Source organism: Brevibacillus thermoruber 423 (assembly GCF_000454065.1).
In the GTDB taxonomy this organism is placed as follows: Bacteria; Bacillota; Bacilli; order Brevibacillales; family Brevibacillaceae; genus Brevibacillus; species Brevibacillus thermoruber.
In genome coordinates, this window is the sequence record NZ_ATNE01000001.1 from 680203 (window position 1) to 705047 (window position 24845).

At 59.5% G+C, this 24845-nt stretch carries 29 protein-coding genes and 1 pseudogene; 14 read left to right on the forward strand and 16 right to left on the reverse strand.

What is annotated here, in order from left to right; translation table 11 throughout:
• Nucleotides 1–46: 46 nt before the first annotated feature.
• The 7 genes from M516_RS22605 to M516_RS0103310 form a co-directional block, all read right to left on the reverse strand.
• Nucleotides 47–574: an MFS transporter gene (locus M516_RS22605; protein ID WP_238550899.1), complete on the reverse strand. Its 528-nt coding sequence runs from the start codon at nt 572–574 to the stop codon at nt 47–49.
• A gap of 137 nt (nt 575–711) precedes the next feature.
• Nucleotides 712–1674 (reverse strand): metal-dependent hydrolase, encoded by a 963-nt coding sequence (locus M516_RS0103285; RefSeq protein WP_029097867.1) that lies wholly within the window; start codon nt 1672–1674, stop codon nt 712–714.
• A gap of 386 nt (nt 1675–2060) precedes the next feature.
• Nucleotides 2061–3845 (reverse strand): M3 family oligoendopeptidase, encoded by a 1785-nt coding sequence (locus M516_RS0103290; protein WP_029097868.1) that lies wholly within the window; start codon nt 3843–3845, stop codon nt 2061–2063.
• A gap of 152 nt (nt 3846–3997) precedes the next feature.
• Nucleotides 3998–4510 carry a molybdopterin-guanine dinucleotide biosynthesis protein B gene (gene mobB, locus M516_RS0103295; RefSeq protein ID WP_029097869.1) on the reverse strand — a complete coding sequence of 171 codons (513 nt, stop codon included), beginning with the start codon at nt 4508–4510 and terminating at the stop codon, nt 3998–4000.
• A gap of 3 nt (nt 4511–4513) precedes the next feature.
• On the reverse strand, nt 4514–5773 hold the full coding sequence (locus M516_RS0103300; RefSeq protein ID WP_029097870.1) for a molybdopterin molybdotransferase MoeA: 1260 nt from the start codon (nt 5771–5773) through the stop codon (nt 4514–4516).
• A gap of 336 nt (nt 5774–6109) precedes the next feature.
• Nucleotides 6110–6475, reverse strand: a complete 366-nt coding sequence (locus tag M516_RS0103305) for a Na-translocating system protein MpsC family protein (RefSeq protein WP_029097871.1) — start codon at nt 6473–6475, stop codon at nt 6110–6112.
• Between the two features lie 48 nt (nt 6476–6523).
• On the reverse strand, nt 6524–7795 hold the full coding sequence (locus M516_RS0103310; RefSeq protein ID WP_029097872.1) for an L-lactate MFS transporter: 1272 nt from the start codon (nt 7793–7795) through the stop codon (nt 6524–6526).
• Nucleotides 7796–8183: 388 nt separating this feature from the next.
• Here M516_RS0103310 and fdhD point away from each other — a divergent pair, with 388 nt between their 5' ends.
• On the forward strand, nt 8184–8987 hold the full coding sequence (gene fdhD, locus M516_RS0103315; protein WP_029097873.1) for a formate dehydrogenase accessory sulfurtransferase FdhD: 804 nt from the start codon (nt 8184–8186) through the stop codon (nt 8985–8987).
• 33 nt (nt 8988–9020) lie between these two features.
• Here fdhD and mobA read toward each other — a convergent pair whose 3' ends face one another.
• The gene (gene mobA / locus M516_RS0103320; RefSeq protein ID WP_029097874.1) at nt 9021–9650 is read right to left on the reverse strand and encodes a molybdenum cofactor guanylyltransferase; all 630 of its coding nucleotides are present in this window, start codon (nt 9648–9650) and stop codon (nt 9021–9023) included.
• A gap of 128 nt (nt 9651–9778) precedes the next feature.
• On the opposite strand from mobA, the gene M516_RS0103325 reads away from it, so the two are divergent.
• The 3 genes from M516_RS0103325 (at nt 9779) to M516_RS0103335 (ending at nt 12746) form a co-directional block, all read left to right on the forward strand.
• Entirely contained in the window at nt 9779–11479 is a 1701-nt protein-coding gene (locus M516_RS0103325; protein ID WP_029097875.1) for a methyl-accepting chemotaxis protein, read from the forward strand.
• A gap of 212 nt (nt 11480–11691) precedes the next feature.
• Nucleotides 11692–12024 (forward strand): hypothetical protein, encoded by a 333-nt coding sequence (locus tag M516_RS25110; protein ID WP_152523334.1) that lies wholly within the window; start codon nt 11692–11694, stop codon nt 12022–12024.
• A gap of 284 nt (nt 12025–12308) precedes the next feature.
• The gene (locus tag M516_RS0103335; RefSeq protein ID WP_029097877.1) at nt 12309–12746 is read left to right on the forward strand and encodes a Dps family protein; all 438 of its coding nucleotides are present in this window, start codon (nt 12309–12311) and stop codon (nt 12744–12746) included.
• 104 nt (nt 12747–12850) lie between these two features.
• Here M516_RS0103335 and M516_RS0103340 read toward each other — a convergent pair whose 3' ends face one another.
• From M516_RS0103340 to M516_RS0103350, 4 genes and pseudogenes are all read right to left on the reverse strand, one after another.
• The gene (locus tag M516_RS0103340) at nt 12851–13312 is read right to left on the reverse strand and encodes a hypothetical protein (protein ID WP_029097878.1); all 462 of its coding nucleotides are present in this window, start codon (nt 13310–13312) and stop codon (nt 12851–12853) included.
• A gap of 96 nt (nt 13313–13408) precedes the next feature.
• Entirely contained in the window at nt 13409–13663 is a 255-nt protein-coding gene (locus tag M516_RS26270) for a stalk domain-containing protein (RefSeq protein ID WP_420796312.1), read from the reverse strand.
• A gap of 99 nt (nt 13664–13762) precedes the next feature.
• A pseudogene (locus M516_RS26275) lies at nt 13763–14127 on the reverse strand (peptidoglycan recognition protein family protein); the annotation flags it as partial.
• 1 nt (nt 14128) lies between these two features.
• Nucleotides 14129–14323, reverse strand: coding sequence for a BhlA/UviB family holin-like peptide (locus M516_RS0103350; RefSeq protein WP_029097879.1), 195 nt, complete (start codon nt 14321–14323; stop codon nt 14129–14131).
• A gap of 249 nt (nt 14324–14572) precedes the next feature.
• Between M516_RS0103350 and M516_RS0103355 the strand changes: the two genes are divergently transcribed.
• Nucleotides 14573–15025 carry a hypothetical protein gene (locus M516_RS0103355; protein WP_193746937.1) on the forward strand — a complete coding sequence of 151 codons (453 nt, stop codon included), beginning with the start codon at nt 14573–14575 and terminating at the stop codon, nt 15023–15025.
• 152 nt (nt 15026–15177) lie between these two features.
• Here M516_RS0103355 and M516_RS0103360 read toward each other — a convergent pair whose 3' ends face one another.
• From M516_RS0103360 to M516_RS0103370, 3 genes are all read right to left on the reverse strand, one after another.
• Nucleotides 15178–15834, reverse strand: a complete 657-nt coding sequence (locus tag M516_RS0103360) for a transglycosylase SLT domain-containing protein (protein WP_029097881.1) — start codon at nt 15832–15834, stop codon at nt 15178–15180.
• Nucleotides 15835–16149: 315 nt separating this feature from the next.
• Entirely contained in the window at nt 16150–16335 is a 186-nt protein-coding gene (locus M516_RS25115; protein WP_152523336.1) for a helix-turn-helix domain-containing protein, read from the reverse strand.
• Nucleotides 16311–16658, reverse strand: coding sequence for an RNA polymerase sigma factor (locus M516_RS0103370; RefSeq protein ID WP_051188079.1), 348 nt, complete (start codon nt 16656–16658; stop codon nt 16311–16313). Before M516_RS0103370 ends, M516_RS25115 begins: the two co-directional genes overlap by 25 nt.
• 231 nt (nt 16659–16889) lie before the next feature.
• Between M516_RS0103370 and M516_RS0103375 the strand changes: the two genes are divergently transcribed.
• The 3 genes from M516_RS0103375 (at nt 16890) to M516_RS22615 (ending at nt 18377) form a co-directional block, all read left to right on the forward strand.
• Nucleotides 16890–17336: a helix-turn-helix domain-containing protein gene (locus M516_RS0103375; RefSeq protein WP_029097883.1), complete on the forward strand. Its 447-nt coding sequence runs from the start codon at nt 16890–16892 to the stop codon at nt 17334–17336.
• A gap of 64 nt (nt 17337–17400) precedes the next feature.
• Nucleotides 17401–17922, forward strand: a complete 522-nt coding sequence (locus M516_RS0103380) for an ImmA/IrrE family metallo-endopeptidase (RefSeq protein WP_029097884.1) — start codon at nt 17401–17403, stop codon at nt 17920–17922.
• Nucleotides 17923–17939: 17 nt separating this feature from the next.
• Entirely contained in the window at nt 17940–18377 is a 438-nt protein-coding gene (locus M516_RS22615; protein WP_051188080.1) for a hypothetical protein, read from the forward strand.
• Here M516_RS22615 and M516_RS0103390 read toward each other — a convergent pair whose 3' ends face one another.
• Entirely contained in the window at nt 18378–19115 is a 738-nt protein-coding gene (locus M516_RS0103390; RefSeq protein ID WP_238550900.1) for an alpha/beta fold hydrolase, read from the reverse strand. It lies immediately after the preceding gene.
• Nucleotides 19116–19299: 184 nt separating this feature from the next.
• On the opposite strand from M516_RS0103390, the gene M516_RS0103395 reads away from it, so the two are divergent.
• The 6 genes from M516_RS0103395 (at nt 19300) to M516_RS0103420 (ending at nt 24827) form a co-directional block, all read left to right on the forward strand.
• Nucleotides 19300–20079 (forward strand): IclR family transcriptional regulator, encoded by a 780-nt coding sequence (locus tag M516_RS0103395; RefSeq protein ID WP_029097886.1) that lies wholly within the window; start codon nt 19300–19302, stop codon nt 20077–20079.
• A gap of 67 nt (nt 20080–20146) precedes the next feature.
• The gene (locus M516_RS0103400; protein WP_029097887.1) at nt 20147–21151 is read left to right on the forward strand and encodes a tripartite tricarboxylate transporter substrate binding protein; all 1005 of its coding nucleotides are present in this window, start codon (nt 20147–20149) and stop codon (nt 21149–21151) included.
• Between the two features lie 89 nt (nt 21152–21240).
• The gene (locus M516_RS0103405; RefSeq protein ID WP_029097888.1) at nt 21241–21690 is read left to right on the forward strand and encodes a tripartite tricarboxylate transporter TctB family protein; all 450 of its coding nucleotides are present in this window, start codon (nt 21241–21243) and stop codon (nt 21688–21690) included.
• A gap of 12 nt (nt 21691–21702) precedes the next feature.
• The gene (locus M516_RS0103410; protein WP_029097889.1) at nt 21703–23196 is read left to right on the forward strand and encodes a tripartite tricarboxylate transporter permease; all 1494 of its coding nucleotides are present in this window, start codon (nt 21703–21705) and stop codon (nt 23194–23196) included.
• A gap of 22 nt (nt 23197–23218) precedes the next feature.
• Nucleotides 23219–24169, forward strand: coding sequence for a sugar kinase (locus M516_RS0103415; protein ID WP_029097890.1), 951 nt, complete (start codon nt 23219–23221; stop codon nt 24167–24169).
• A gap of 19 nt (nt 24170–24188) precedes the next feature.
• On the forward strand, nt 24189–24827 hold the full coding sequence (locus tag M516_RS0103420) for a bifunctional 4-hydroxy-2-oxoglutarate aldolase/2-dehydro-3-deoxy-phosphogluconate aldolase (protein WP_029097891.1): 639 nt from the start codon (nt 24189–24191) through the stop codon (nt 24825–24827).
• Nucleotides 24828–24845: the final 18 nt, after the last annotated feature.

The window sequence follows — 24845 nt, forward strand, 5'->3', positions numbered from 1 at the left end:
TGAATGTGCAGAAACCGGCTGATCGGGCGAACGCTCGCGCCTCTTTTCATACACGGCGGCCCAGTCCGTAAAAGGCGAGGCTGGCCACGGCCAACGCGGCCATGACAAGAAACATCGCCGGACCGCCGTAGGCGGAGAGAATCAGACCGCCTGCCCACGGACCGGGAAAGTTGCCCAGTTCGCTGACGCTTTGCGCCCCGTAGTACGTTCCCCGCATCCGGGGCGGCGCAATCTGGTCGATCTGGGCGTATTCGGCCGGGATGATCAGGATTTCTCCCAGTGTAAACACGATCATTGCCGCAACGAACCAGCCCCATTCCGCGGAAAAGGCAAATCCCACCTCTCCCGCGGCCATCAGGAGAACGCCCGCCACCAGCCGCCGGAACAGCGAAAACCGCTCCGTCCAGCGTGTCAACGGCGCCTGCAGCAGGAGGACGGTCATGCCATTGACGCTCATCATGACGCCAAACAGGGCTACCCCGTCAGCGATATGGGCCTGTAGATACTGGGAGAGGGTCACCGACATCTCCCCGTGCACGGTAACCAGCAGCACGCCGCCGAGAAAGCCGCCCACCGTACCGGCCAGCGGGCCCGCCCCGATTACCTTTCTTTCCTTTAATTGTCAATCCCCTCTATGCAAAAACAGCTCCCGCCTTTTCCCGGCGAAAGCTGTCCGTCATCGCTGCCGTGCTGTCGGAGCACGCCTCCCGTTCACACAAACGGCGGGTCCCACGCCTTTTTGCGCCAGCCCAGCCTGTGGGTGACAACGTTCAGGTTGCGGTCCAGACGAACGTCGACGCCAAACGGCAGTTTCCGGTCGTACCAGAAGCGCACGTCGCTCCAGGTGACCTCGTAGCCGTCCTGGATCTCCTTCCAGGTGACGTGCACACGCTGCGCAAACCCGAGAAATGCCCGCACGCCGTCGATGCCCATCGTGGCCCGGATGATCTCGTTGCTCTTTTCCTTCGGGTAGATCTCTTCCAGCATGACCGTCCCGTATTCGATCCTGCCCGTGTAGAAGCGCTCCGTCGTCTCCATCACAAACCGCCAGCGAAACGGATGAAAGCTCGGCGTGACGTGACAGACCCCCTCCTGCCTGAGCGCGGCCCTCACCCTTCGCACCTCGCGGCCGTGCTGCCAGGCGCGGAGCCCGATGTAGAGCAGGGAGATCAGGTAGACGGCGGGAAAGATGCGCCCCGGCTCTCCGGCAAAGGCCAGCCACCAGACGGCAGCGGCGCCATGCAGGACAAACAGGACCGGCTCGAAAATGGCCAGCACGTCCAGGTGCACCCACCGCCTCGTAAACGGCCGGAAGCACTGGACGCCGTACGTGTTCAGCATGTCGAGAAAGACGTGGAAGACGACAGCAATCCAGGTCCACACGTACAGAAGCCCGGCGTGATCCGTCAATCCGTATGCCAGCGCCAGCGGAACGGCGATCACCGCCGGCCAGACAAACAAGGCGGGAATGGAATGGGTCATCCCCCGATGATAGCGGATGTACGTGGTAATGCCGCGCAGTCTGACCAGCGTGTCAAAATCAGGCGCATGCGACCCGACAATCGTCGCAATCATCAACGCCTGGGCGAGTGCGGGATTTTCGGCGACAGCCGGATTGACGTGGGCCAAACCGGCCAGTGTGACTCCCAACAACAGATGGCTTCCCGTATCCATCACGATCCCTCCCATGCAGTCCTCTGTTCTTCGCGCTTTGTCTCGTGTTCTGTCAGGGTGCCCTCGAATCGGTGCGGCCTGTCACCATCCCGTTCGCCGCGTTTGCCATCCGCCGCCCTCCTTCTGTTCGTGACGCCATTTCCCCCTACCATGACTGTACGACAAAACGATCGTCCGTGGTTAAACGGCAGGTTAAGGATTGCCAAAGATTCCGCCGGTTCCCTTTACGGTTTCGCAACAAAAGACCCCCGCCGGAGCTGCAGATCGCAGCACCGGCGGGGGTTCCCCCATCCATGGCCGCCAGTCGGCCTGGCGGATGCGCGCGGCGCGGACCGGTTCCCCTTCGGTCGTCGGGAAGCCGTCCGCTCGCGCTGAAATGCCCCGCTTTATTTCGTCAGGCTGAGAAACTCGTCGATGTCGGCTACGGCCAAATCCACCGCCTTCTGCCAAAACCGGATGTCGGTGATGTCCTCGCCCAGATGGCGCATCGCCAGCTCTTCCACGGTCATCCGTCCCGTATCGCGCAGCAGGGCGTCGTACTTGTCGGCAAAGGCCGGCCCTTCCTGCAGGGCGCGCGCGTACACGCTCAGGCTGAACAGATAGCCGAAGGTGTACGGGAAGTTGTAGAACGGATAGGTCGTGATGTAAAAATGCAGCTTGGACGCCCAGAAAAGCGGCTCGTATTCGGCCAGCGCGTCGCGGTACGCCTTTCGCTGGGCTTCCAGCATCAGCCGGTTCAGCTCCTCTACGCTGACCAGCCCGTATTTCCGCTTTTCGTAAAAGCGTTTCTCAAACAGGAAGCGGGCCTGGATGTTCATGAAAAAGGAGACGGTCTGCTGCACTTTGTCTTCCAGGAGAGCCACCCGCTCCTCCGCACTGGCCGCGTTCTTCACCGCCGCGTCCGCCACGATCATTTCCGCAAACGTGGAAGCCGTCTCCGCCACGTTCATCGCGTAGTTTTGCGTCAGCGGCGGCAGATCGTTCATGACGTGCTGGTGATAGGCGTGCCCCAGTTCATGAGCCAGGGTGGACACGTTTTGCAGGCTGCCCGCGTAGGTCATAAACACGCGGGACTCGCCCCTCGCCGGAAAGCTGGTGCAGAAGCCGCCCGGCCGTTTGCCCGTCCGGTCCTCCGCCTCGATCCACCCGTTTTCGAAGGCGTTTTGGGCAAAGGCGGCCAGCTTCGGGCTGAACCGGCCAAACTGTTCGAGGATGAACGCAGCGCCTTCCTCATAGGACATCTTCTTGTGCTGGCGGCCGACCGGAGCGGACACGTCGTACCAGCTCAATTTGTCCACGCCCAGCAGCTTGGCCTTGCGCTCCAGGTACGCGACGAGCCGGTCCTTGCGGTTGTCGATCGCCTGCCACATCGCGTCCAGCGTCTTTTCCTGCATCCGCCCGATGTCAAGCGGCTCGCGCAGCACGGAATCCCAGCCCCGATGCCGGTACAGCGCCAGGCGAAAGCCGCCCAGGTGATTGAGCGCCTGTGCGCACAGTTCCGCTTCCTGCGCCCAGGCCTCCTGCCATTTGGCGAACACGCGGGCGCGGACGCTGCGGTCCGGGTGGTGCATCAGGTTGGCGGCCTGGCCGACGGAGAGACGCTTCGTTTCGCCATCCACCTCTACTTCGATTGTCATGCGGCCGACGACGGTATTGTAGAGATCCTGCCAGGCGTGGTATCCGTCCACGGCCAGGTCGTTGGCCAGTACTTCCTGCGCGGGCGGCAGCTTTTCCATCGCCCGTCTGCGCCGTTCATTGAGATTGAACGCGACCGGCTTCACCTCCGGAGCGGCGAGCAGCTTGTTCCAGACCGGCTCGTCGATCGCGAGCAGGTGTTCCTCCCATTTGGCCAGCGCCGCGGCAAATGAGGCGGCAACGGTTTTCACCCGTCCGCCCAGGAGCTTGGCCTGTTCGTCCTTTACATCTTGGGCGGTCAGGCAGGAGACGAACGCCCCCGCCTCCTTCAGCCGGACGGCAATGCTCTGCACCTGGGCCAGCATGGAGACAAACGCATCCTCGTCGTCCATCCGCACGCGGTCCGCGCTCACCTGCGCCTGCAGAGCGGCAATATCTCCTTCCAACATGCTGAGAAACGCGCGAAATGACTCCGACTCGCTTCCGCCGGAAAACAGCACCTCCAGATTCCAGCGCTGCGGCAAACGTTTTTCCATATCGATCCCTCCCTCGCCATTGTAGCGCAGAAAGCGCGCGGATGTGCACCGCGACACGGATTGCGTGAAACAATTTTTGCTACGGCGCGAATGGTCTCCCGATTCTTGCCGCATGTTAGGTGCCTGCCGCCGCGTATGAAAAAAGGGACGCCTCATCGCGTCCTTTCCTTATTATATAGTGCGCGGACAAACGCCGCGATGCCTGCCGCGTCGTCAATGGCGTACACCGGCAGCGCCGGGTGCTCAAACGGTTCCCAGCTTGCCACAGCCACGGGCCGGGTGACTGCCTCCAGCAGCTCGCGGTGCGCCGGTTCGCGGAGCACGACCAGTTTCTCGTAGTCCTCCCGTTTGAATCCCTCGACCAGCACAAGATCGGCGCCGGCGTCCGCCATCCGCTCCACCAGGACAGGCAGCGGCACGGGGTTCAGCTCCAGCATTGCCGTCTTGGTCCGCGAGGCGATCGCCACCAGCGACGCTCCCGCCTCCCGGTAGCGCCACGTGTCCTTGCCCGGCCGGTCCCACTCAAAATCGTGACCGCCGTCGTGCTTGATCACGCCGACGCGCAGGCACGTCTGCTCCAGCAGCGGAATCAGTCGGGTCAACAGCGTTGTCTTGCCCGAATCGGAATAGCCTACCACCTGCAGCACCATCGGTTTGTTCGCCATGCGCTACGCCTCATCTCTCCAGTCCGGCGCGGCGTGGGGAATCACGTCGACGGTCTCTCCCGCCTGTTTGCCCCTGCCGCCTGCCGGGATGATCAGGAAGCATTCGCTTTTGCCCAGCGTCGCCAGGTTGCCCGCCTTGTCGTTGTGGTCGGGGACGACGTACAGCTTTCCCTCCCGCTCCGTTAGCCGGCCGCGCAAATAGCGCGGGTAGGGACACGGTTTGTCGTAGGTCTCCGCCAGCGTGGCCCGGATGCGGCGCAGGCCCGCCTCCCGGTCTCCCTGCAGCCGGCGCAGCACGGGACGGACGAACAGCTCGGCGCCGAGAAAACAGGCCCCCGGATTGCCCGACAGCGCACAGACCAGTTTGTCGCGGTACAGGAGGGCGGTTGTCGGTCCGCCCGGCCGCATCGCGACCCGGTTGAACAGCAGGGTGACGTCCGGATCGTCCGCCAACGCAGCCATCACGTCGAAATCGCCGACCGACACCCCGCCGCTCGTCACCAGCAGGTCAACCTCCTCCAGACATTTGGCCATGTGCCGCTTGGCCAGGGCCAGATCGTCCGGCAATCGTCCGTACAAAACAGGGATGCCGCCCGCCTCGGCGATCATGGCGGACAGCATCACCGCGTTGCTGTTGCGAATTTTCCCCGGCTCGAGCGGCTGGTCCACGTCCAGCAGTTCCGTGCCGGTGGAAATCAACCCGACGCGCGGTCTGCGAACGACCGGAACCTGCGCGTAGCCAAACGTCGCCAACACCGCCAGGGTTCCCGCGTTGATCCGCGTTCCCGCTTGGGCCACGCACGTCCCGGCGGCGATTTCTTCTCCCCGGCGGGAGATGTTTTCCCCGGGGTGAAGCGCTCGTTTTACCCCGACCCACTCCAGCAGCTCGCCGGGCTGCTCCGTCTGTTCGAACATGATCACGGCATCGGCTCCCGGCGGCATCATCGCGCCAGTCATGATCCGGACAGCTGTTCCGGCCGTTACCGTCTGCCGGGGGATCTGTCCGGCCCCGACCGTTTCCAGCACCCGCAAGCGAACCGGCCGGTCAGGAGTGGCCCCGGCCGTATCCGCCGCTCTCACGGCAAACCCGTCCAGCGGCGAGCGGTCAAACGGCGGCATGTCGCACGTGGCGGCGAGATCCCGGGCCAACGTCCGCCCGTGCGCTTCGCCAATGCCGACCTGTTCTTCCTGAAGCGGCGTCAGGCCCGCCAACAGCCTGCGCAGCGCTTCCTCCACGCTGATGGTTTGTCGCTGAAAGTGCATCGTCTGTTCCTCCTTCTGCTTCGAAACCCGTTCCCTGATGTCGCGCCGGTCAGCCGGCGTTTACGTCCGATTCCTTGCTGCGTCTCTTCGCGCATGTCCACGCTTTTTCACGTGCCCCCCGCCTTTTCCCTTGACGGCTCGTTGATCCCCCGTTTTCCGGCGCGCAGCGCAGGACGAAAAAAAAAGACAACCCTCCCATGAACCAGTCCCTTCTCATCGGACAGAGAATGTCCACGGTGGTTGTCTCAGGCAGGGTCGCTACCAAGTCCCAACTACGCGCGTGTTTCGAATGCCGTCTTGTCTGCCCGGCAAACAGGGTCGCTGCTTCCTGCAGACTCACGACTCGTTTTTAAACTTTTTCTCGATGTCTTGATCAAAGACGAAAATGGACATGCCAAAATCGCGTTCAATGTCAATATCGACGAATAAATCGACGAAGTTTGCGCCCAGAAATGACTCCATCTCGACCGGCCGGTTTTTGCGGTACATGTCCTTTACCATTTCCGTACGGGCCGCGCGGAGCATCTGTTTGCCTTCATCAGCCGTCGCAATGAACTTTTCCACCGGGGAAAGATTCCCCTCCATTTCGCAAATCGCCCAGTTTTTGCAAAACGTGGTCACGATCTTGCTGGGGCCTTTGCCCATGTGACGCTTGCGGAAAGCTCTGACCAAATTGCTGAACTCAGCTTCGTATTTATTCATCGAGGGTGTCACCTTTACAAAATTCTCTTACTAAAACTTTACCACTGATCAGCTTGCCAATTCAACAGAGTTTTCGTTCTGTTTCGCCTGCTCCCGCAATTTCTTGATATCCAGGCGGATGATCAGCGAGATGGCCAGGGCGACGGCAAACATGGCGGCAAAGACGGTCATCGTGCCGGTGTAGCTGCCCGTGCTGTCGCGCACCCAGGCGGCGAAGATCGGCCCGGCCAGACCGGCCGCTGCCCATGCCGTCAGGATGTATCCGTGAATCGCGCCCATCTGCTTGGTGCCGAACAGGTCGGCGATATAGGCCGGAATGGACGCGAATCCGCCGCCGTAACAGGTCATGATGATGAACATCGCGCCCATGAACAGAGCCGGCACTGTCAGGTTGGGCAGCAGGAAGAACAGGACGAGCTGAATCAGGAAAAACGCCGTGTAGGTGTTCGGACGGCCGATGTAGTCGGACAGGGACGCCCAGCCAATCCGGCCGGCCCCGTTGAACAGGCCGTTCAGGCCGACCATCGTCGCGGCTGCCGCCGCGGACATGCCCACGATCTCCTGCGCCATCGGCGACGCGACCGAGATGACCGCGATGCCGCAGGTCACGTTGATGAACAGCATCAGCCACAGCAGGTAGAAACGGCGGGTTTTCACCGCTTCGTTGGCCGTCAACTGGCACAGGTCTTTCTTGATCTGCTTGCCGCTTCCCTCTTCAGCCGAGTAGCCCTCCGGCACCCATCCCTGCGGCGGCGGGGAGAGGTATTGAGCGGACGCAAACATGACGACAAAATAGACGGCTCCCAGGATGAAGAAGGTATTGGCGATACCTACGCTTACGATCAGCGCCTGCATGATCGGACTTGCGATCAGCGAGGCGAAGCCAAAGCCCATGATGGCCAAACCGGTGGCCAGCCCGCGGCGGTCCGGGAACCATTTCACCAGCGTGGAAACGGGAGTGATGTAGCCGACCCCGAGACCGATGCCGCCCAACACGCCGTAGCAGAGGTACAGCAGCGGGAGGCTTTCCAAGTGGATGGCCAGACCGGACCCGGCGATCCCCAGACCGAAAAAGATGGACGAAAGAGTGCCCGATTTGCGGGGACCGTGTTTTTCCACGTAGTGGCCGAGGAACGCTGCCGACAGCCCCAGGAACAGGATCGCGATGCTGAACGTGAACTGCACCTCGGACAGCTCCCAGCCAAATTGGTTGATGATCGGCTTGGTGAATACGCTCCAGGCGTACACCGAACCGATGGAGAGGTGGATCCCCACCGCAGCCGCAGCGATCAGCCAGCGGTTCTTCACTTTTTCCTGCATGTGATTCATCTCCTTTGAAGGGTTTAAAGAGCGTCCGCAAACGCGAACAGGCTCTTGCATAAAGAAAAACTGCCGCATCCATCCGGTTCTCCTCGTCGTCCACGCTTTGGCCCCGAGGAGGGAACAGATGAAACACGGCAGTTAATCATCAGCAGGGTCGCTACTTCAGCATCAACAGCAAGTGTTTGCTATTCACTTCCGGCAGTGTCACAAATAAACCGGCGACAGGTGCGCTATCCCGTGTCTATTAGTGAACTGTTGCAAGTAAAGGTGAATTTTTTGTGACAACTAAAACCTCACATAGTATACTATCATGTGAGCGCTTACTCGACAATACATTACTTTCAAAATTTTTTTACACCCCGTATGAAACGGCAAGGAGGCTTCTATGTCAAACCTGATGCGCACGATCAGACGGCCGGTGCTGAAGATCGGGCAGGACCGGCTCGCCCGGGAAGACGACGAGATCGTTACGGAATACCCGCTGACGATTTTTCTCAACGACGAAGAGTTTGCCACGATCGTCTGCACCCCCGCCGACCTGGAGGAAATGGTCGTCGGCTTTCTCGCCGCCGAGGGGGCGATCCGGCAATACGCGGACATCAAGCAGATGTCCATTGACGAAAGCCGCGGATTTGCCTACGTGGATCTGCATCAGCAAACCGGGCTGTCGCAAAGCTTTTACTCGAAGCGGCGGATCACGTCCTGCTGCGGGAAAAGCCGGCAGTCGTTCTACTTTTTCAGCGATGCGCGAACCGCGAAACCGGTGGCGGGCAAAGTCACCGTCACGCCGGAGCAGGTGTTCCGCTTGATGGACGAGCTGCAGGCGTCGTCCGACATCCACCGCAGCACGGGCGGCGTGCACAACGCCGCGCTGTGCACGCCGGAGCGGACGCTGCTCCGATACTCCGACATCGGCCGGCACAACGCGCTGGACAAAATCTACGGATACTGTCTGCGGGAAAACCTGCCGACGGAGGACAAAATCCTCGTGTTCAGCGGCCGCATCTCCTCCGAGGTGCTGCTCAAGGCGGCCAAGATCGGCGCCGGCATCATCCTCTCCAAATCGGCGCCCACCGACCTGGCGCTGCAGTTGGCAGAGGAGCTGAACATCACTGCCGTCGGCTTCGTCCGCCACGGCAAGATGAACGTGTACACGCATGCGGAGCGGATCGCTGCTGGCGATGAATGAAGAAAACCCCGGCCTTGCCGGGGTTTTCACGTGTCACGTCGGCTTCCGCCCCGCTTCCCGCGCGTGCTGTTCCGCGAGGGCCTTCCGGTATTCTTCCGGTGTGTTGGCGTTGTAGGCGGCCAAGTCGTCCAGGAGACCGGCCGGCGTCTCTGCGATCCGCAGCCGCTCCAGCACCTCCATCAGCCGATGACGGCCTGCCCGCAGCGCTTCTTCCCACATCGGCTGCGTCCTCCGGTGATACAGCGCAAACAGCGGATGAAGACGGCCGTCCGTTCGCACCGCCACGACATCCCACTCCTCCGTTCGCTGCGCATGGGCGAGCAGGCGGCCGATCTGCTCCCGGTCGGCAAAGGGCAGGTCGCAGGAGAGGACGAGCAGCGCTTCTTCCCGGCGCACGCGAAACGCCGTCACGATTCCGCTGATCGGACCGGCGGACGGCACCAGGTCACCGGTCACGCTTACCCCTGAAAGCCCGGTCACTTCCCCCGGCAGCCGGTCGGGGGCGTTGGAGACGATCAGACAGGGCAGGTTCAGCGCCGTCACTTCGCTGACCACGTGTCCGATCAGCGTGCCCCCTTTCCAGCCCAGCAGTTCTTTGGGCCGCCCCATCCGGCTGCTGCGGCCTCCCGCCAGCACCACCCCGCCGATTGTCAACACACCCATATCCACCACTCCCCTCACCTTAAAAGTTATATTCTAATATGAACCGAGGGTAAAAAAAACTCTAAATTTCTGACTTTTTTGTTCGATAATACCAGTAGCCTTGCAAAAGAGAGGGGAAATCGTTCACCGTGAACATCGTCAGGAAACTTTCGCTCGGAAGCAAATTAAACCTGCTGTTTCTCACCGTTCTTTTGCTCCTGTCCTGTACGATCCTAGTCGTGGCACAGCGGCAGTTGGAATCGGGCATCAAGTCGGCTGCCCTGGAAAAGGCCAAAGGCGACCTGGCCCTGGGGTACGCCTACCTGGAGGCGAAGCACCCCGGAGAATGGTCGGTCCGCGACGGCGTGCTGTACAAAGGGGAGACGAAAATCAACGGAAACGACGCACTTGTGGATGAAATCGGCCGGTTGACCGGCGGTGACACGGTCACCATTTTTCTCGGCGACACCCGGGTGGCGACCAACGTGATCAAAGACGGCCAGCGCGCCATCGGCACCAAAGTGTCGGACGCGGTGGCCCAGACAGTCCTGAAACAGGGGCAGATTTTCCTCGGCGAAGCCAACGTGGTCGGCCGGCAGTACCAGGCCGCTTACCAGCCGATCAAGGACGGCCGCGGCCAGATCATCGGCATCTGGTACGTGGGGGCGTCCCAATCGCTGATCGATGCCGTCCAAAGCCGCTTTATGACCTACTTTTCCGGCACGCTCCTGGCCGGATTCGCCGTCGCGCTGCTCGCCGTTTTCCTGTTCGTCCGCCATCTGAAGAAACGGCTGGTCCGGATCGGCGACGCGTTGGAACACGCCGGCCGCGGCGATTTTTCCCGGACCGTCTCCGACGACTCCCTTGACGAGGTGGGCCGCATCGCCGCCTCCTGCAACGCGATGTGCAGCAGCCTGAAAGAACTGGCCGATCAGCTCTCCCGCACCGCGCTCCACGTCTCTTCGGCCGCGGACAACCTCTCTTCCAGCGCGGAACAGATCACCCAGGCGACCCAGCACATTGCCGAAAATATCACCGAGGTAGCCGCCGGGGCGGACCACCAGCTTCACCAGGTGGAGAGCAGCCTGCAGACGATGGAGGAAATCGCCGCCAACGCCCGCAGCATCGCCTCCCACGTCCAGGACGTCTCGCGTGTGGCCGACGCGACCGCCGAGCAGACACGGGAGGGAGACAGGGCGATCCGGCAGGCCGTCGACCAGATGAACAGCATCTACGAGACGATGAACCGCCTGGCGCTGGCGATCCAGGAACTGGGGCAGCGCTCACGCTCCATCGGCCAGATCACCGAGGTCATCACCGCCCTGGCCGAGCAGACCAATCTGCTCGCCTTGAACGCCGCCATCGAAGCGGCGCGGGCGGGCGAACACGGACGCGGCTTTGCCGTGGTGGCGGACGAGGTGCGAAAACTGGCGGAACAGTCGGCGGAAGCCACACAGCAGATCGCCGCGCTCATCGACAGCATCCGGCGGGAATCCGAAGCAGCCGTGGACGCGATGGCGGTCGGCAGCGCGGAAGTCTCGGAAGGCATCCGCGTGATGCACGATGCAGGCGTCTCGTTTGAACAGATCCAGCAGTCAATCCGCACCCTGACGGCCGACATCCAGCAGGTAACCGCAGCCGCTCAACAGATGTCGTCTTCCTCGGAACAGGTGGCGAAGGCGGTGTCCGGCATCGCGTCGATCGCGTCGGAATCGGCGGCCAAGGCGCAAAACGTCTCCGCCTCGTCGGAAGAACAGCTCGCGTCCATCCAGGAAGTCGCCCGGTCCGCCCAGACACTGGCGAAGATGGCCGAAGAGCTGCAAAGCCTGACCGACCGCTTTCGGACCTGACCCTCCTCTCGCCCCCGGCCAATGTCCGGCGATTATTTTGGAATATTCCCAAAATGGAGAGGGGTTGTCCCCCGCTCAACCGAATGGGTACAGGAACGCTGCTGCGCAATTTTTCCACGTGGAGACGTTGAACTGTTCGGATGCAAACGGGTGTTACAGCCGTCCGGAAATGTCGCTTCAGCCGGTTGGGCCGCGCGCGGGAGGGGAGAGGCGTGAGCGTTTGGCGCAAGTTCCCTGCCATCGCCCAGCAGGTGGCAGAGGCCATCTCGGCGTCGGAGCTGCAGATCGAAACGAAGATCGTCGGCGACAGGATGACGATCATCGCCGGTACCGGCACGTACGATGAAGCACACGGCAGGCATCACGGACATCGGCCGCGCGATCAAGCTGTACGACCGGGTCCGGTCGGACGTGAAAAGCTGGCCGCAATCGTGTCACGCAAAAAAAGAAGCTCGGGTGGACAGCCCGGGCTTCCGTTTTGGGTCCGCGTTTGCCAACAGGAAGAGCAGCCTGGGGAAGAATCAGCCCCTGTACCGATAACGTGAAATCACGGTGTTCCGGCCGTCTTTTTCCCAAGCCTTCCCGGCTTCTTTTTTCGCATTGTGACCGCCCTCATCCGCGGCTGCCGTTGATGGCAAGCTGACCGTACCTGGTCGCTTGTTTGCCGGAGTTGGCTTCGCTCCCGCCCGCTGCGGGGAGGATCGAGTGAAGAAATGGGTTCATGTGGAAAAAAGTCCCTGTTGATTTTCTGAAAGGCATTGACAAAACAGGACTCTTGTTTATAATAAGTATTAAACAATAATAATTCTAATTAAGGAGCGGATAAACCATGACGAATCAGGTTCACAGCGTGTTGAACAAACAAATTGCCAACTGGACCGTCCTGCACATGAAACTGCACAACTACCACTGGAACGTGAAAGGCCCCCATTTTTTCACGCTGCACGCCAAATTTGACGAGCTCTACAACGAAGCGGCCGCCCGCATCGACGAACTGGCCGAACGCGTCCTGTCGCTGAACGGCCAACCGATCGCCACGCTGGGTGAATGTCTGCGGGACGCCAGCGTCGAGGAGGCATCCGGCATCGAAACGACCGAACAGATGGTCGAGACCCTGATCGACGATTTCCAGACGCTGGTCGACGAACTGAAGGACGGCATCAAAACGGCCGAACAAGCGGACGATGAAGCGACCGCCGACATGCTGCTCTCCATCCGCAGCAGTCTGGAAAAACACGTCTGGATGCTGAAAGCCTTTCTGCGCTAACCTCCAGCCATCCGGCCGCTTCCCGAACCGCTGCTCCCCGACACCGTCCATGCACAAAAGGGCGTCCGTGCTTGCCGCACGACGCCCTTTTTGCGGCTTTTTTTTTACCGGTTCAGGGAAAAGATCAGTTTGCGTCCGTCCTTGTCCACTTTCACCTGCGGCAGGTGCTTCAACGCTTTTTGGATGCCGATATACGGACTGGCGAACTCCACGCCGTGCCGCTTTTTCAGCTCGCTGCACAGATCCATCAGCGTCAGCGGCGCCGACGCCTCCCGCAAGATGGCTTCCACCTGTTCGGCCACGGCCGCGTAATCGTGACGGGTATGCGTCTTTCTGCTCCGCAAATGCTCCAGCACTTCCGTCGGCATCTCCTCGGCCGCGGACGCCTCCACGTCTGCGTTCTGGCGGGCGCCTTCACGCTCGTCCAGCTCCCTGATCCGGGCCAACAGTTCCTTGATGTCCAATCCCAATTGCTTGTCCTGATCCACGTACTGTCGCCGCAGTGCGGCACGCTGTTCCAACAACCCCTGCAGCGTCATGTGCAAGGCTTTGCGTTCATCAAAAATAGACGCCATCCCCGTTCCCCTTTTTCATATTAGTCTCTCTATTCATTATCATAATGGAAATTTGACTACTTGAAAATTGGAGATTTCCCTTTCTTGTCATTCCCCTCCCTTACTCAGCTTCACCGTTTTCGTTTGCCCGCACCACTCCACCTTGCCGCAGACGGCCTCGGCCACGGCCCGAACCGGCAGCCAGGATACGCCGCTGCGGAGGCAGCCCTGCACGCTGAGGCGCTTTCCGTTTATCTCAATGGAAACCGTGTCCACAGGTTTTTGTTCGAGGTGTGGATGTTCGGTGACGACTGTTTTTTGAACGTCATCCTTGAACTTCGCCCAGGCTTGCGCGGCCGACATGCCGAGATACTGCCTGGCCTTTTCGTCGGAAACAAAAAAAGCCGGGCAGTTTTTCCCGGTGATGTCGTAGTGGCGCCACAGCCTGTCCACTCCCCAGCCGTGTCGTTTCAGGACATCGGCGGCCAGTTCCACGGTCCGGCGGTACGTCTTGCGAAAATCGCCGTCCGCGTTGACGCACATCTCAATGCCGAGCGTCGCGTTGTTGGGATAGGATCCCAGCACAGCCACGGCCTTGGCGACGTGATAGCCATCTCGTCTTCGGGGATGCAGCGGACGATTTGAGTGTCGTCCACGATGTAATGAGCGCTGGCCTGGGTGGTGGGCCTGTTGAAGTATTGGCGGTTGGCGGTGGCGTCCGCCCCCTTTCCCTCGTTGGCCGTCCAGTGGATTACCAGCCCTTTGGGCGTGATCCTGACGCCGGGGGCGGCCCGCTTGTTGGTGAGCAGCATCTCGCGTATCTCCATCTCACTCCCCCACCTTGTCCTTGATTTCCCGCAGTTCGCAGATGATCAGATCGTACTTGTCGCTGAACTTGTCCAGCAGGTCCTGCAGCCGGGTTTCCCGCTCGCGGTTGGCTTTCATCACGTAGAACAACAGCCAAACAAAAAGAGCCGCAAACGGCCCCTGCTGGATCAGCGAGTCAAAGACGGTTTGTTCCATGGCGCTCTCCTCCTTCCTTGACAGGTTGCGCCTGCACGTTCGCGCTTCACTTCTATAGGAAAACATCACGGCCCAATAACAACCGGGGACTTCCCTTTTTCTTCCAAACAGAAAAGAGCCTTTCGAGGGCTCTTTCGATGCATGTTTTTTGCGCGAAGCAGAAACATTACCGGATGCAGGAACGTCTCTTTTTTGGAAAGGATTGCAAGCGTCGTCTACCATATATGGATCGAGGTGCGAAAACCAAAGATGCTCGTACAGATTGTCGCTGCGCTATGTGTAGTGGTAAGTGGTCTCTATTCCCCCGAGTCTCCGGAAACAGGAGCGGACGAACCGGCTGCCTCCCAAGAAAAGGCCGCTTCCGAAATCGTCATTCTGTCCCCTCAAGAACTGAGCGTATTCAAACTGCCGATTCCCGATAACCAAATCACCGTTGCGGGTAAAATCGACGGTTACGTGCAACCGGGTAAAACGCTTCAAATCGGATTGTATGGCGGTCAGGAGAATTACAAGCAGCATATGATGTACGCGTTTGACTATCCTGTCAATCCTGACGGTACCTTTACCGTCCATTTTCCCGTGGGAAGGTTGGTCCCCTTTCCGAATGCCAAACCGGATCACTATACGCTGGAATTGACATATCCGCATGCGCCAACCAAAACGGTGACTGTTGTCATCCAAAAACAAACAGCCTCCGACTAGCTACGTGCAATGAAACACATTCCGCCAGAAAAGCGGCAGAGGGAAACCCTGCGGGTCAACGGCGTACCATTGAACGCAGGCTTCTCATCTTCTCCCCTCCATTTCGTGAGGAGAAAAGCCGGGAAACATCAGTTCCCGGCCTTGCGTTTTCCTTACGGCCCAAAACAAACCGTCGTGTAGACGGGTAGAGCCCCGCTCGGTGCTTCTTGCAAATCACCGAAGTAAAACGAACTGGCCTGACCCGTATTGGGATTGATCCACCACGGGCTGTAAGCGGAAGCGAGCTTGTAAGCCGCTTCACCATAGCCGGACGCCTTGGTGGGAACGGGCCAGTTGCCGCAGCCGCTGCCGTACGGTGCAATGGAGCCCGAGTATCCGCACATGGCCCCGTTCCATCCCGTCGCGCTCAGTTTGAAACTGCTCGTTTTGGTCGTCATGGCTTTCAGGTATTGGGCGAGAATGTTGAACGATACCTGTACGGCGGTGGTCGTGTCCTTCACGATGTTCCCCTTGCCAATAAGGTCGTTCAACGTATACGATGTGCCGTGGGCGCAATTATACGCGTTCAAGTGATCGCTGCCGATTTGCACAATGCCATACGTCGAACCGGTCGGATCAATGGCTGTCGGGTTACCGTTGGTTTCGACAGAGGCGAGCGCCAAAAGAGTGGCCGGGTTCATGCCGTAAGCTTTCCCCGCCGCATTCGCCTGCGGCAGCCATTTTTGGATGGCGGACGACGTGATGTTGTATAAGGTGCGGGAACCGTATTTCGCGCAGTCGAACGGTCCGCATGATTGCAAACTTCCCATTTCCAGATCCCCCATTCAGTTCAGATGGATGGAGGAGAAAACAAAAGGGATACAGGGTAGACGAGGCCTATCCCCAGCCTCTCTGCCTGTTTTGTTTTCCCCTTCACTCTGGAAGGAAAAAACACGTACAAACCAACAACCGCCATGCAACCGAAAAAAGAAAGAACCGACTCTCCTGCAGCCGGTTCTTTCTTGGGAAATGGGCTTTTTAAGCAGCCTTTTTCCGACAGGCTTGTCCGCCGTCCATACTCGGATCGGTCAGACTTATGACGTATACCGGAAGATCAAAACCGAGCTGTCCGAGCATCCGTACGGTCAGTCTCCCTCGCGGATAAACGCGATAAACTGCGCCTTGATCTCCTGGATGCTGTCTTCTTTCGGCATTTTGATAAACCTGGCGAGCGCGTGAATCTCCGGCTCAAACCATTCCAACAGCTGGAGCAGCGCCTCGTTGTTCCCTTTTCTGGCCTCGTCCATCATCCGCTCAAATGCTGCAGACACGTGCGAAGCTGGTGCAGCGCTTTCGTTTTGCATTTGTGCACCCCCTGTTGCGTCATGGACAACTCGCGAGCCGTTTCCTTTTCGGTATACCCGTGCAGGATCACGCGTTGAACGACCCACCTTCCCTTGTCCGACGAAATCTCCGCCAACATCTCCCGGACGTACAACGCGGACAAGTCATGTTCCACGGAAGCCAGGGTCACAACGCGTTCGGCGCCCAGGCATTCTCGCTTTCTGTACTTCTTGGCCTGATATTGGATGCGCCAAGCGATCCGGCGCAGCACCTTGCGGCATTCTTCCTCCGTCAACGGCCACTGTTTCAACGGAACCCTCCCCCTTTGCACCAATCCTTTCACATTAGTAGGAAAAATATGGATAACTGCAACAACCAAACAAGAACATATGTTCCTAGATTTAGAAGACATTCACATCATATAGTACAAGAGTCTTGTATGTCAACGTAAAAGTACAAAATTTTTATATCATGTTTCCTATTTATCTCCATTTGTGTACAATATATTTGTACCTAACTTACAGGAAGGAATGGATGGTCCATGCTGTCCCAGCGCTTGCGAACGGCCCGCAGGGCTAAAGGACTGACGCAGGAAGAACTGGCGGAAAAGGTCCGGACGACCAAGGGAACGATCAGCAACTACGAAAACAATCACAGCTCGCCGCCCAATGACATGCTGACCCAGTTGGCGGACGTTCTGAACGTCTCGACGGACTGGCTGCTCGGGCGAGTGGACGAGCCGCTTCCCCCTTCCGCCGCAGACGACCGGAGGCGCGAGCGGACACTGGACGAGCTGCTTCAGGAAAAAATCGACGATCCTGACGACTACTATTTTCTCGACGGGTATTTGGAAGCGTCCGAAGAAGAGAAAAAAGAGATTCGCCGATACTGGTACGATTTGAAAAAGCAAATGAAGCCCCATCATGTAAAAGAAAGCCGTTCTCCTTCCCTGTACGCCATCACGGAGGAGATCAAAAAGGAAAAGTAGCCCCGTGACGGGGCATTCTTTCCGTCCACAAAACGAACATATGTTCCGTATCAAGGAGGTTCCCATGCACTCCCTCGTATCCGATATCTGCCAGCCGCAGACGTGGCTGGAATCACGTGTCTACCTGCTGCTGCGGCACCACGGAATCCAGCGTCCCGAGCAGATCCGCCTGACCGATCTGTGCGCCAGCTACGGCATCGAGCTGCGCAGCATCCGCGGGCGGAGCCGCGCCCACCGGCATCCGGCGGAAGCCGGCCGCTTCGTGATCGCCGTCGACGAGCGGCTGGACGAGCCCGCGCGGCGGGTCAAAATCGCCCACGAGCTGGGACATCTGCTGCTGCACGAGGGCGTCCAGCCGCTGGGCAGCGACCTGATGATTGACTGGCAGGAGGCCCAGGCCAATCACTTCGCCGAACACCTGCTGATGCCGTACTACATGTTCACCGCGCTGATCGGGCATTGCACCCGGTTTGAAGCGCCCTTCTACCTGGCCCGGACGTTCCGCGTGCCGCTCGACTTTGCCCACAAGCGGTTTGACCGTTTTCTCAACAGACTGTACGCCAAAGGGTATCCCGTTGCGTGGTGACGAGAGGAGGATGTGGAATGAAGCGTGTGTTTATCGCCGGCGATGCCTACAGCACCCGTTTCTTTGAGCTGCCGCTGGAGGATGAGGAGCTTTCCCTGATGCCGTATTTGCATGCGGCCAGCTACCACATGGCCCGTTTCGCCTTGATCATGCGGGACGGCGGGCTTGCAAACATCGGGATCCGGGCGGGGGACGCCCTGCTGATCGCCGACTTTTCTCTGGAGCCGGTGCGGGGCAGGCCTGTCCTGGTGAGGCAGGAGGGGCAGTACATCGTACGGATTGCCGCCGACGTCAATCCGGTGGAGTGCGTGTTTGCCGCCGCCAAGGAGGGAGTCGCGCCGCTCGTCCTGCCGTCGGAAAACATCCGCATCGTCGGCGTCGTCTCCGGCATCATCTCTCCGCCGTACGAGACAGGGCGGATTGGGGACGGGGATGCGGGAGAGGCGCTGTTTTGATCAACGCGGCAGCCTTCTGAGCCAGCCATCCAGGATGGAGGCTGTCTGCTGCCACTGATCATGCGGCAGGATGGCGGCAGGGTAGTCCCCTCTCTGCGGACCGTAGCTGCCAAACTGGGTGTGGTTTCCCCCCTCGATGGTGATGTAGGCCGTGTCGGCCGGCAGAAATTGAGCGGCCTGCTCCCATTTCTCCCTGTCCACGATGCCGTCGCGCGAACCGATGAGCGACAGCACGGGCAGATTGGCATGGCGCACGTTTCCCTGCTTGTCGGGGTACGCCGCGAGCAGAAAGAGACCGCTCACCTGGCCGGGATGGCTGGCCGCATAGCGCGCAGCCATTGTGCCGCCAAGCGAATGGCCGCCGATGACAAACGCTTCGCCGGGATAGGCGGCCAACACCCGATCCGCCCGGTCGACACCGGCGACGGCCAGGTAAAACGGCATCTTGACGATTACGGTCCGCCGTCCGGACGCGGCCAACGCCCTCGCCAGCGGCGCGTAGCTTTCCGGCGCGATCAACCCGCCGGGGTACAAGATGATGCCGGGCGGCCTCACCTCGCTCCCTTCAAACACGATCAAACCGTGCTTCTTCGCAACCGACACGCCTTCCCCGTCCCGCATGGCGCGAATCGCGGCGCTGTCCGCCTCGTACGGCTGAAAATACCACGCGGCAGCCGCAGCCGGCAGCACAACCGCCGCGGCGAGAACCAATCCCCAACGCTTTATCCTCCTGGTCACATGCGTCCCTCGTTTCGCTGTATGAGTTTTCCTTGTCAGGTAGTATGTCGCAATCACCGCGTCCGTCTGCATCACGGATCATTTTCATTGACAACGTACTCGAAAAAAATTAAGATGAATTCAGACAATATAAAAAAGGAACAATGTTCCGTAATGAAGAACAACACCGACAAGGAGGTGTAAAATGGAAAAAACTGTACGCGATGCCTCTTCGGTTCAGTCCGTTGACAGGGCGCTGTACATCCTGGACTTGTTGAAGGAACATAACGACGGCTTGGGCATTACGGAACTGGCCCACCGCATGGATGTGGCAAAAAGTACGGTTCACCGTCTGCTGACCTCTCTGAAAAACCAGGGATACGTCAGGCAGGATCCGCTTACGGAACGATATCTGCTGGGATTGAAGCTGATCGAGTTGGGATCGATCGTGACGCAATCCCTGGAAATCCGCACGATCGCCAAGCCAATCTTGAACCAGTTGGTGCAGGAAACGGGGGAAACCTCCCATCTGGTAATCCTGGAGGACGGAGAAGTCGTCTATATTGAGAAAATTGAAAGCCCTTACACCATTCGCATGTACTCGTTGATCGGCAAACGGGCACCGGTTCACTGCACCGGCGTCGGCAAGGCGATCATCGCCTACCTCCCGGAGGAGCAGGTACGGCGCATCGCCGCCCAGCGCGGACTGAAAAAGTTCACGGAGAATACAATCACGTCCCTGGATGACCTGCTCGTCCATCTGCAGGAGATCAAGGCCAACGGCTACTCCCTCGACAGGGAAGAGCATGAACCTGGCATCTGCTGCGTTGCCGCCCCCATTCTCAATCACAACGGGGAAGCCGTGGCTGGGGTGAGCGTATCCGGCCCGACGATGCGGATGAACGAAGAGAAGCTGGCGTTTTGCAAGGATCGTGTTGTTTTTTACGCTCGGGAAATTTCCAGACACCTTGGATACCGAGGGTAATTTTTTCAGCATGTTACGGAACGATGTTCCTTAATGAGGAACAAAAAACGAAATGGAGGATGACAATATGAATTGGAAACGCTTCCTGTCAGGTTTGACTGCTTCCGCCCTGATCGCCGCCCTCGTCGGCTGCGGCTCCAACAATGCGGCATCGCCGTCCGGCGGCAATGGCTCCCCAGGCGAGGGAGACTACCCGAAAAAGCCAATCGAACTCATCGTTCCCTATGCGGCCGGCGGCGGCACGGATGCGGTCGCCCGTGCATTTGCCGATTCGGCCAAAAAGGTGCTGCCGCAGCCGATCGGGGTCGTGAACAAGACCGGTGGCGGCGGGGCCGTCGGCATGAGCGAAGGAAGCAAAGCAAAGCCGGACGGCTACAAGGTCACCTTGGTTACCGTGGAAATGACAACGCTTCCGCTGCTGGGACTGGCTGCCTTTACCCCTGACGATTTCAAACCAGTCGCCCGGCTGAACGCCGACCCGGCGGCCATCACCGTACGCGCCGACGCACCGTGGAACACCATCGAAGAATTCCTCGACTACGCGAAACAAAATCCGGGCAAAGTACGCATCGGCAACTCCGGTACGGGTGCCATCTGGCATCTGGCTGCCACGGCTCTGGAGCAAAAAACCGGCGCCAAGTTTAGCCACATCCCGTTTGACGGCGCCAATCCGGCCGTAACCGCCCTGCTTGGCGGTCACATCGAAGCGGTATCCGTAAGCCCGGCAGAGGTAGCGGCGCAGGTACAGGCCGGCAAGTTGAAAATGCTGGGAGTGATGGCCGACGAACGCTTGCCGAAGTTTAAGGACGTGCCGACCTTGAAAGAAAAAGGCCTGGATCTGTCGATCGGCACCTGGAGAGGCCTCGCCGTGCCGAAAGATACGCCGGACAACGTGGTGGCCGTACTGAAAGAGGCAGCCAAAAAAGTGACGGAAGACAAGGCCTTTACCGATGTCCTCGACAACATGAACCTGGGCGTGTCCTACGCTGATGATGCTGCCTTCAAAGAGGCGATTCAAAGGGACAGCGAACTGTTTGCCAAACTTGTTGCCGATCTTGGCTTGAAAAAGTAAGAGAATTCGGACACGGGTAACCGCTAAGCCCGTGTCCCGTAGATTGCGCGGTGTTTCCCATAACCCGCCCTTGCCTAGGAGGGTCACTCGTGAAGAAGGTTGATATCTTTGTCGGTTTGCTTCTGATCGTCCTGTCCGTCGCCACGTGGATCACCGCAGGAAATTTCCCGTCTGTCGGCGACACGGATGTGGGTGCGGGCTTCTTCCCCCGGCTGATCGCCTCCATCCTGCTCGTACTGTCACTCATCCTGATCGCTTCCGGATATCGCCGTCGGGGCGGTGGAGACGAGGAAACGGGACAGACGTCCTGGAAGCAGACGCTGCTCGGTTTTGTCTGTACCTTTGCGTTTCTTGCACTCATCTGCCTATGCGGCTTTTTTCTCTCCACGCCCGTGTTTCTCTTGGGGTTCATGTGGCTGCTCGGCTACCGCAAGCCGGTGCCGACCGTCGCTGTGGCCGTACTGGTGACGCTGTTTATCTATCTCGTCTTTGAAAAAGTGCTGCAGGTTCCCCTTCCTGCAGGCCTATTCTTCGAGTAAGGAGGGAACCGCATGTTGGACTTGTTTCTCAACGGGCTGAGCAACATTTTCACAGACCCTTTCGCGCTGGTGATGTCCATTGTCGGGGTGGCGGTCGGCATCATCGTCGGAGCGCTTCCTGGGCTGACGGCGACGATGGGGGTGGCGCTGGTGCTGCCGCTCACGTTCGGCATGGAGCCGGTGGCCGGACTGCTGCTGCTGTCGGGCGTTTACTTCGGCGGGGTGTACGGCGGTTCGATTACGGCCATCCTGCTCAAGACGCCGGGTACGCCGGCGGCAGCCGCCACCGCTCTGGACGGTTACGCCCTCGCGCAAAAGGGAATGGCCGGCAAGGCGCTTGGCGTCGCCACACTCTCCTCGTTTACCGGAGGAACGCTCAGCATCGTCATTTTGATGTTCCTCTCTCCCATCCTGGCCAACATCGCGCTGGAATTCAGCGCGCCCGAAACGTTTGCGCTGGCTGTTTTCGGTCTCAGCATCATCGCCAGCATCTCCGGCAAATCTCTGGTCAAAGGCTTGATCGCCGGGATGGTCGGGCTGCTGTTGGCCATGGTAGGGCTTGACCCGATTCTCGGCTTCCCCCGCTTCACGGGCGGGATTGAGCAGATGATCAACGGCGTCCCCTTCATTCCGATCATGATCGGCTTGTTCGCCGCATCAGAAGCGTTCAAGTCGCTTTCGGAGATGAACGTAAAAGAGAAAGTGAAGGTGAAAATCGAGAAGATTCTCCCGACTTGGGCCGAGTTTCGCCGCCTGATCCCGACCATCCTCCGCTCCACCGGCCTGGGCACGTTTATCGGGATTATCCCGGGCGCGGGAGCGGATATCGCCGCGTTTGTCTCGTACAACGAAGCGAAGCGGTTCAGCAAAGACAAGGACGGGTTTGGCAAAGGGAAGATCGAAGGCGTGTCCGCGTGCGAATCGGGCGCCAACGCCTGCACGGGCGGCGCGCTGGTGCCGCTGCTTACGCTGGGGATTCCCGGCGACGCGGTAACCGCCGTCATGCTGGGCGCGCTGATGGTGCAAGGACTGCAGCCCGGTCCGCTACTGTTTAAGAACAACGGCGACCTGGTCTACACCCTGTTCATCGGGATGATCATCTGCTATGTCATCATGCTCCTGATGGGATTGTTCGCCGCCCGCTATTTCGCCAGAGTGGTGGAAATCCCCAGGGAAATCTTGACGCCGATCATTCTGGTGCTCTGCATCGTCGGTTCGTACGCGATCAACAACAGCTTTTTCGATGTCATCATCATGGCGGTCGCCGGTGTAGTCGGGTACTTCATGCAAAAGTACGATTTCCCCGCTTCCCCGATCGTACTGGCACTGATTCTCGGTCCGATGGCGGAAAGCCAGTTCCGCCGTGCGCTGGCGCTTTCCAACGGCAGCTACGACATTTTTTACACGCGCCCGATCCCGTTGGTTCTCCTGCTGCTCTCTGCCATTACTCTTCTCACTCCGATCGTGAAAGCCGTATGGCAGCAGTGGAAACGCGCTTATCAATAACGCTGCTTTGGAGGAAACCAAGATGGACGTAGTCACTTTTGGAGAAACGATGGTGCTTTTCACCCCGGAAACCACGGGTTTCATGCGCTATGCCCACACGTACTCGCGAAAATTCGGCGGATCGGAGACCAACTTTGCCATCGGGCTCGCCCGGCTGGGACACCGCGTCGGCTGGATCAGCCGGGTGGGCGACGACGAGTTGGGCAAAGCGCTGCTCGCGTTCGTCCGCGGCGAAGGCGTGGACGTTAGCCGCGTCCGGCTGGACCCGGACGCCCCCACCGGAATTTACTTCAAGGAGATTCGCGGCGCCAACGACGTCAACGTCTATTACTACCGAAAAGGGTCAGCCGCCAGCCGCATGACGCCAAGCGATCTGGACGAAGAGTACCTGGCCCAGGCCAAGTATCTGTTCGTCTCGGGCATTACGCCCGCGCTCAGTGACACCTGCCGGGCGATGACCCAGGCGGCGATCACGCTGGCGAAAAAGCACGGATTGACCGTGGTGTTTGACCCCAATCTGCGCAAAAAGCTGTGGCCGGAGGAACAGGCCCGCGAGACGCTGCTGGCCCTTGCGGCTCAAGCGGACATCGTCCTGCCCGGCCTGTCGGAAGGGGAGTTTTTGTTCGGCGAAAGCGATCCGCTGAAGCTGGGTCGGCGCTTTCTCGAGCACGGCGCGCAGACGGTGGTGCTGAAGCTGGGGGAAGGAGGAGCCCACTATTTTACCCGGGAGACGGACGAATACATCCCCGGTTACCGCGTGGACCGCGTCGTCGATCCAGTAGGCGCGGGAGACGGATTTGCCGCCGGGTTTGTCTCCGGTCTACTGGACGGCCTGCCGATGGCCGACGCGGTCAGACGGGCCAATGCCGTCGGCGCGATCGTCACGATGGTGAACGGCGACGTGGAAGGGCTGCCGGAGCGGGCCGACCTGAAGCGGTTCGCCGAGGAGCCCAATGAAGAAGTGATACGCTAATCATGGGAGGAGAGCAGCCATGCGTGTATTGGACAAAATCATCGACAGCGGCATCGTCGCCGTTATTCGCGGGGCGACTCCGGACAAAATCATGCCGGTCGTCCAGGCACTCTACGAGGGCGGTGTCACCACGTTGGAAATCACCGTGGAGACGCCGAAAGTACTCACGCTGATCGAGCAGGTGAAGGATGCATTCGATGACAGGGTGGTGGTCGGGGCCGGTACCGTTCTTGATCCGGAGACGGCCCGCGCCGCGATCATGGCGGGCGCATCCTTCATCTTTTCACCGACCGTCCACCCCGAGACGATCCGCCTGACCAAGCGGTATGGCGTCATCAGCATTCCGGGGGCGCTCACTCCGACGGAAATCCTCACGGCGTACGAGCACGGTGCCGACGTGGTCAAAGTATTTCCGGCCAACGTGGTCGGCCCTCGCTACCTGCAGGACATTCACGGGCCCCTGCCGCACATTCCGCTGATGCCGACAGGCGGCATCGACCTGTCCAACGCCGCCGCGTACATCCGCGCCGGAGCCGTCGCTGTTGGCGTCGGCGGTTCCCTGGTCAGCTTCAAGGAAGAAGTAAGCGAGGCCTACCTGTCCAGACTGACGGAAACCGCCCGTAAGTTTACGGAGGCCGTCAAACAGGCGAGATCCTAGGAAAGCGAGTGGTATGTG